Source organism: Vibrio sp. Vb0888, from assembly GCF_033338835.1.
Lineage (GTDB): Bacteria > Pseudomonadota > Gammaproteobacteria > Enterobacterales > Vibrionaceae > Vibrio > Vibrio alginolyticus.
Genome location: NZ_JAWOTL010000072.1, coordinates 1 through 1,738, shown reverse-complemented (window position 1 = coordinate 1,738; position 1,738 = coordinate 1). Strand labels below are relative to the sequence as shown.

Here is a 1,738-nt window from a genome sequence, read left to right as displayed (position 1 = left end):
GTGTTCGGTACGGGTCACATCAAGCAAAAAGAAATGATGAGAATCGGCTTCGTACTAAACATTGCTTGTATTGGTGCACTGACACTGTTCGCTTGGTTGTTCTGGTAAAGAAACACTGACTCGATTAGCACTACACTGCTGTTCACGGTGATCGAATTGATAGCCCAAACTTCCCCTAAAGTGGTGTTCAGCAGTTTCCCTCTTGGTGGCCAGTTGGCCACCTTTTTTATTCTTTCTTACCTCGTATTGGTAGATTCACTTTGCATTCTTCCCTCTATAGGGGAATTCCTAGCGCTCAATCAACCTTTACTCTTAAAGCCTGAACAAACTCTCATACCAGCTTCAATGAACAATCGAACTCAATAGCCTGCCAACACAAACTGTAGACACAAAAAAGCCGTCATACTTTGCTTTCATAAGCTCAGTACAACGGCGCGTTTAAACGAAAAGTGTGAATCGCTAGAACGTCATGCTATCTATTTATGCCTCATTCTTTTGGCAACTCAACAATCCGTAGTTCACCTCAACGCGGTTTCGACCATTACGCTTAGCGAGATACAATACTTCATCGGCTCTTGCCATGGTCTCGGTTACGCGCTCATTTTGCATTTGGGCCACACCAATACTGCAAGTAAGCGCCTCACCATGAACCCACAAGTGGTTTGCGACATTCTTGCGTATCATCTCGGCCTTTTTCACGGCTTGTTCGATATTGGTATCTGGGCAGAAAACCACAAACTCTTCACCACCCCAACGAACCAAACGGTCATCAGGTGCAATAGAACTGGCAACGACCATGACGAACTCACGCAGAATGTCATCCCCCATTTGATGCCCGAACTTATCGTTAATCTTCTTAAAGTTGTCTAAATCCATATAAAGGATGCTCAACGTCGAGTGCCCCCAACGTACTTGGCGTGCTTGCTGTTCTAACCAAGTTTGTACAGCATGACGGTTCATCGCTCCGGTTAGCGCATCTCGGTGCGCCAACTCGGCAAATTCGTAATTCTGCGCGCGCAAAGTGCCATTCACTTTTTCTAGATGACGATGACGACGTTTCGCTTTTTCATACGCCGCTCTGTTTTTCCGTAGTTCATGCAGAGAGAAAGCCAGCCCTAAAGCCATCCAAGAAAACAATAGAGCAAACAACAACGTTTCTTGTGCAAGATAGGCACCTTCAAATTCGATCTTATCAATCACAATTTTGTGCTGACCAAGCGTAGCACCCGAACCAGTGGCAATATCAATACGCGTAATGTTCGAAAACTCTGGCGCAGAATGTTCAATATCGACCTTGTTATCCGCAAGCCACCAGGTCATTACCTGTAAGTTCTTAATCGGAATCTCGATGGTTTCACTAAAATTCGATGGAGAAAACTGCATGCCATTGTATTTGATGGTGTATTCATCATCCGGTTTCGAGTATTCCGGATTGTAGTTTCTCAGATAAAGACGCAAGTCATGGCTTGGGTTTTGCCCATCTCCCGCCTCTTCATAATGAAGCTTTAATCGGATGGTATGGTAATTAGAAAGATCGATGCCATGCGTTGGCTTCGCTACATCGGTATAAACCGAGATACCGCAATACGGCCAAGCATAACTGCTTTTTTTTAGCTCACAATTGAGTACCAAGCTTTGCGCATCATAGGTGATATCGGCCGTGCTTAGCCCACCTTCGCTCGCATCTTTTGTCGCATAAATATTGAATTGTTCAGGTGTAATTACGAGCTTACGCGTG

Annotated in this window: 1 protein-coding gene; it reads right to left on the bottom strand. The window is 44.9% G+C overall.

Annotation, left to right across the window (positions count from 1 at the left end; all coding sequences use genetic code 11):
* Positions 1–480: 480 nt before the first annotated feature.
* Positions 481–1,738, bottom strand: a 1,258-nt coding sequence (locus R7P72_RS23885) for a diguanylate cyclase (protein WP_318110810.1), incomplete at its 5' end; no start/stop codon positions are given.